Raw genomic sequence first — 5446 nt, 5'->3', positions numbered from 1 at the left:
CCTCGATGTTCTCGCCGTTTTCACGCGCCTCGACCGAGAACAACTCGCCTGTCAGCCGCTCATTGCTGAAACCGCCAATCACTACGTTACCGCGCTCAAGCCAGTCAGTCTCGCGGATCTCGAGGCCAAGCAGTTCCGCGGCAGGCTCGAGGCTGTCGGGTTGCTCATAAACCGTATTGGCGAACTGCTCCGCCAGGACGGCGAACTGCCGGGATGCCTCCTGACGACCCAGTTCGGCGACGATCTCATCGCGCACTGCGTCCAGGGGCTGAATCGAATCCGCACGAATCCCGGTGACTTCGATGATATGAAAACCGAAATCACTGCGTACCAGTTCGCCCAGGTCGCCGACTTCGCGCTCGAATACCGCTTCTTCGAACTCGGCAACCATCGCGCCGCGGGCGAAAAAGCCGAGATCGCCGCCAGTCGAGGCCGAACCCGGATCCTCGGACTCGGCAGCGGCCAGTTCAGCAAAGGACTCGGGCGCCTCCCGCAGCGCCTCGAGCACCCGCTGAGCGCGCTCGCGTGCCGCCGAAACTTCGGCATCAGCAGCATCACCGTCGACCTGAATGAGGATGTGGCGTGCGCGACGCTCTTCCGGCAGGCCGAATCGGTCGAGGTTGGCCTCGTAGAACGCGGTAACCTGCGTCTCGTCGATCTGCAGTCGGCTCAACAAGGCATTGTCGTCGAACACCACATACTGGGCGCGCAGGCGCGGCGGCTGTTCAAAACGCTCCGGGTTGCGATCATAGAAAGCGCGGACGGCGTCTGCATCGACAGTGACTTCGTCGATGAAGCGCTCGACCGGAATCGCGAGATCGCGGATTTCACGCGCCTCGAGTTGCGCTTCGAGAAAACGCCTCACCGGCAAAGTTCCGGCAAATGCGCTCTCTCCCACGGCTTCGACGATCTGCTGCACCCGCAGATCCTGGCGCAGACTCGCCTCGAACATTTGCGGGCTCATATTTTGCGCGCGCAACAGCATTTCGTAGCGGTCGAGCGAGAAGCGGCCGTCCTCGCCCTGAAAAGCCGGAAGCGACGCAATGAAGGACTGCATCTGCTCATTGGTCACGACCATACGGTTGTCTTCGGCGTGCAGCAACAGTACCCGCTGATTGATCAAGCCATTCAGCACCGTCCGCCGGAAGGCCTCGGATTCGAACAACGCACGATCGAATTGTCCACCGGTCGCCTCTCGCAGCCGATCCTGCTGCTCGCGCAGGGCACGGTCGAACTCCGCAACCGAAATCTTGCTGCTCCCGACAGCAGCAACCTCGTTACCACCCGGCGCTCCGCTGAAATAGGCGTCCATGCCGAAAAAGGCGAAGGGTACGATGATGATCGCAAGAATCACCTGGGAGATGCGCTTGTTTTGGCGAACTGCTTCGAACATGTCTCTTCCGTCTGATCATTGGCGGATTCCCGCCAATCCTGGATGTGAATTCGCAATTATCGCATCAGGGGATGCTGTTCGCCACAAGGATTGGATTTCGACGGGCTTCGGGTAACTTCTCGTTCTCACCGCGCAAGTCGGCACCTGACAATCCAATGCCTGGATATCTTACGAAAGTATAATCGCACGATGAGACCGACGATCGCTGCGACGCTTCTATTCGCCCTTGCGTACGGCCTGGTGGGATGGCTCGCCCTGCAGGTCACGATCCCGCCCGACTACGTATCGATACTGTTCCCGTCCGCGGGCATGGCGCTGGCCTTCATAGTGATAGCCGGGCCGAGAGCGGTTTGGGGAGTCTTCGTTGGCTCACTACTGGTGCAATTGCTGGCCACGCTTCAGGCAGGCGCCTCCCCGCTGACCTGGTCATTGTTGCCACCGGCACTTGGAGCGATGCTGCAAGCGCTCGTTGGGGCTACGCTCATGAAGCGTTTCACCGGCGCACAGACCACTCTCGACACGCCGCGGGACATTGCATTCTTCATCGGACTGGTAGCGCCCCTCAGCTGTCTGATCAACGCATCGGTCTCGGTGCCAACGCTCCTGCTGGCCGGCATCATCAGCCCGGAAGCCGCGCTGTTCAGCTGGGTCAACTGGTGGTTGGGCGACACCCTGGGCGTCATGCTCGCGACACCGCTGACACTGGCTTTTCTTGGCATGCCGAGGGACGCTTGGCGCTCCAGACGCACCCCATTGACCGTCACTCTGATCACTGCCCTGCTTCTGACCGGGCTCGCTTTCAACGAGGCGCGCGAAACCGAGACCCTCCGAATGCAAAACCAGTACGAACGGGAAGCGAACAGCCTCGCCGGCAGCATCGAGCGCCGGCTCGCGTCGCAGCTCGACCTGTTGTTCGCGCTCGAGCGCTTCGCCACACTGAGCCTGGGATTCAGTCGTGACGACTTCCGTGCCTTCACCGAGGGCATGCTGAAAAGGTACGAAGGCACGCAGAACTACACCTGGAACCCCCTGGTAACCGACCAGGATCGACGCAGCTTCGAAGCGAGGATCCGTTTTGTCTACTACCCCGATTACCACATCCAGGATCGCCTCGCGACGACACCGCCCACTCTGACGCCAGCTCAGCCAGCGCCCGAATACCTGCCAATCCTGTACGTCGAGCCTCGAGCGGGAAACGAAGCCATCATCGGCCTGAACCCGCTGTCGATTCCCGCCTCGCGCGAGGCGATCGAACGCTCCCGCACAAGCGGAGAGCCGGCGGCATCAGCGCCCTTCATACTCACACAGGAGACAGGGGAGCAGATCGGGGTCGTCATCTATCAGGCGATCCGACAAACCCGATCCGGAGATGACGAGACAGTGGGTTTGATCAGTACCGCCCTGAGAATAGACGACTTGCTCGCAAGCGCGCTGGCCACCGACCACGAAACACGGGCCGTTGAGCATTGCCTGCTTGACCTCAGCGGCCGCTCGCCCATGCGTCTCAGTGGAGCGGCGAACTGCAACGCGCGGACCTGGCACGAGGCGAATCCGTTTTACTCGACACGAACGCTCACATTTGCAGGGCGGGACTGGGAGATTCGGCTCAGAGCAACCGAGGCGTTCGCTCAGGCACATGCTAGCCGCACCGGCTGGGCAGTCGTCATGGTCGGCCTGTTCACGACCAGCGTACTTGTGGCATTCGTGATGGTGACGACCGGGCACAATCGTCGCATTCAACGCCTGGTGAAACAGCGCACCGCAGAACTGGCCGACACGACAAGCAATCTGGAAAGACAGAAGGAGGCACTTAACCGCGCCCAGAGCATTGCACGCATGGGCAGCCTGGAGATCCAGCCCAGTTCGGCCACAGTGAGCTGTTCGGATGGCTTACGGCAGCTGCTGACCCTGCCAGCGTCCGCGAGCTTCCCGCTGGAGTCTCTTCTCCAGGCGATTCACGAAGACGATCGCCGCGAGTTGCATCGAGCGGTGCTGCGCCTGCAGGAGAGCCCGGAGCCGATCGCGCTGGATTGTCGCACTGTCGGAAACCATCCTCGAACCGTACACTTTGTGTTCGACAGCGAGTGGCAATACGGTGTATCGATCCTCGTCCGCGCGACGGCGCAGGATGTCACCGTGGCACGCGAGCGCGAACGCGAAATCCAGCTGCTGGCCCATTTCGACCCACTGACGGGGCTGCCCAACCGAACGCAGTGGATGCAGAAGGCCAATCATGCGCTCAACAATGCCAGGCGTCGTCACGACTCGCTCGCCGTTCTATTCCTCGATCTGGACCGTTTCAAAACGATCAACGATTCGCTCGGGCATCATGTGGGCGACCAGCTCTTGTGCGAAGTCGCGGCATCGCTCGGCGCGCAGTTGCGCGATGAGGACGTGCTTGCAAGGCTCGGGGGCGACGAGTTCGTGATTCTTTTGCCTCGGGTACAGCATCCGGGAGACGCCGCCAGCGTTGCCAGAAAGCTACTCACGGTCCTCGACAAGCCCTTCGACATCAACGGCCACGAGTTGAGGCTTTCGGTCAGCATCGGTATCGCGCAGTATCCCGCTGACGGCGAGGACGTCAATACACTGCTCAAGCATGCCGATACCGCGATGTACAGCGCCAAGAGCGCTGGCCGGGGCAACTTCCAGTTTTTCATCGCCGAGATGAATGAACACGCCATCGAGCGGCTCAAGCTCGAGAGCGGCATCAGGCGAGCGATAGAGGCTGAGGAGTTTCTGCTTCACTACCAGCCGCAGTTCGACGGTCCGTCACGACGACTCGTCGGTGTCGAAGCCCTGCTTCGCTGGCAGCACCCGGAACTCGGGATGGTCGGCCCGGACCGATTCATCCCGGTGGCAGAGGACACAGGCCTGATCGCCGTGCTCGGCGAATGGGTACTCCGAAAGGCGTGCGAGCAACAGGTGCGTTGGCGGCATGCTCGTCAGGAGAATCTGCAGGTGGCGATCAACATCTCTCCGCTGCAGTTGCGCCGTCCCGACTTCATCGACAAGGTCAAGCACATCATCGCCGAAACCGGCGCGAACCCTCAATTCATCGAACTCGAAATCACCGAGAGCGCACTCACGCAGCCCACCATGGAGTTGGTGGCAAGGCTCAACGAACTGGTCGACACCGGCGTCACGCTGGCGCTCGACGATTTCGGCACAGGCTATTCGAGCCTCGCCATCCTCAGAAAGCTGCCGATCGACCGGCTGAAGCTCGACCGCTCCTTCGTCCAGGATCTACCGGGGGATGCGGAGGATGCCGCAATCGCCTCAGCCGCGCTTTCGATCGCACGCGACCTGTCGATGGAAGTCGTCGCCGAGGGCGTCGAAACAGAGGCGCAGTTCGCCTACCTCCTCGAACGGGGGTGCCACATCATGCAGGGCTACCTGTTCTCAAAACCGATGTCGGTCGAGGCGTTCGACGAGAGCTTTCCTCCCGGTCGCCGCCTCGAGCCATGACTTGTCGGGCTGACCGCCTACCGCGTCAGACGTGCTTCTTTGTGAATACCAGTTTGCGCTGCTCGACATCCACGCGAATGCGATCCTTGGCCGCAAACTGGCCCTCGAGAATCGCTTTCGCGAGCGGGTTCTCGATGCGCTCCTGAATTGCACGCTTGAGCGGTCGGGCACCAAAAATCGGATCGAAACCCGCATCGGCGATTTCGGCCAACGCGGCGTCGCTGACCTCGAGGGCCATCTCCATTCTGGCCAGACGCTTCTCGAGGTACTGCAGCTGGATACGGGCAATCCCGGCGATGTGCTTCTCGTCGAGCGAGTGGAATACCACCACTTCGTCGATACGGTTGATGAACTCCGGCCGGAAGAAGGTCTTCACCTCAGCCATCACCGCCAGCTTGATCACCCCGTAATCATCCCCTGCCATCTGCTGAATCATCTGGCTGCCGAGGTTTGAAGTCATCACGATCACGGTGTTCTTGAAGTCCACCGTGCGCCCCTGGCCATCGGTCATGCGACCGTCGTCAAGCACCTGCAGCAGCACGTTGAACACGTCCGGATGGGCCTTCTCGACCTCATCGAACAGAA

3 protein-coding genes are annotated in these 5446 nt (G+C 61.0%); 1 reads left to right on the top strand and 2 read right to left on the bottom strand.

The window, feature by feature from the left end; all coding sequences use genetic code 11:
- Nucleotides 1-1393, bottom strand: a 1393-nt coding sequence (locus tag GPA21_RS19040) for a SurA N-terminal domain-containing protein (RefSeq protein ID WP_168989658.1), incomplete at its 3' end; no start/stop codon positions are given.
- 189 nt (nt 1394-1582) lie between these two features.
- On the opposite strand from GPA21_RS19040, the gene GPA21_RS21220 reads away from it, so the two are divergent.
- Nucleotides 1583-4861: an EAL domain-containing protein gene (locus GPA21_RS21220; RefSeq protein ID WP_168989657.1), complete on the top strand. Its 3279-nt coding sequence runs from the start codon at nt 1583-1585 to the stop codon at nt 4859-4861.
- A gap of 25 nt (nt 4862-4886) precedes the next feature.
- Here GPA21_RS21220 and GPA21_RS19030 read toward each other — a convergent pair.
- The coding region (locus tag GPA21_RS19030) for an AAA family ATPase (protein ID WP_168989656.1) at nt 4887-5446 on the bottom strand (560 nt) is incomplete at its 5' end.

Origin of the sequence: Azoarcus taiwanensis, from assembly GCF_012910885.1 — a bacterium.
In the GTDB taxonomy this organism is placed as follows: domain Bacteria; phylum Pseudomonadota; class Gammaproteobacteria; order Burkholderiales; family Rhodocyclaceae; genus Azoarcus_F; species Azoarcus_F taiwanensis.
Note: the sequence above shows the minus strand (reverse complement) of the source record. Positions and strands in the feature narration are given on the sequence as shown.